Origin of the sequence: Lactiplantibacillus sp. 30.2.29 (assembly GCF_018991255.1) — a bacterium.
Taxonomy (GTDB): domain Bacteria; phylum Bacillota; class Bacilli; order Lactobacillales; family Lactobacillaceae; genus Lactiplantibacillus; species Lactiplantibacillus pentosus.
The window spans coordinates 1-525 of record NZ_JAGYGU010000120.1 but is presented as its reverse complement, the minus strand read 5'-3'; the positions used below and the strand labels follow the sequence as shown (position 1 = coordinate 525).

The window sequence follows — 525 nt, the reverse complement described above, 5'->3', positions numbered from 1 at the left end:
AGCCCCTGTCTGGAAGACTTTTTTACTCAAATTCCGATAGCAATTTTGAGTAAAAAGCGCGAATCTTTGCCAAAAAGTGGCTAGCCAACCGGCTAACCATTTTGGCATTGCGCAGCTAACTTGGGGGTCAAGGGGGAGCGTTAGCTTTCCCCATTGCAAGCACCACATCAGACACGTAAGTGGCTAGCATGTGGGTTGCTTGCCAATCCTCTGTTATTCGATTATAATTAGGAGGTCATCAGCCGTCGGCTGATCCGACTTTTGATATCTCGAATAACTTTGCCCGCAGGGCAACGGAGGTGGGACTTGTGAACGAACCACAAAATCTGGCTAGCACAAAAAAGACGACTCAGGTTCATCGTCAGGCTAGCAAACAAATTAATTTTCGGGTGAGTGAACCGGACTATTTAAAGCTGGCGCGTTCCGCGCAAACTTTAAATCTGTCCGTGCCGGCTTTTGTCAAAAAGAAGGCCCAGGGGGCGCGCTTAGTTGCCCCTAAGATTGCTGCCCAAGATGCCCAGAACG

General features: G+C 49.0%; 1 pseudogene. It reads left to right on the top strand.

From position 1 onward, the window contains the following. Nucleotides 1-308: 308 nt before the first annotated feature. Nucleotides 309-525: pseudogene (locus tag KGF65_RS16830) on the top strand (plasmid mobilization relaxosome protein MobC); the annotation flags it as partial.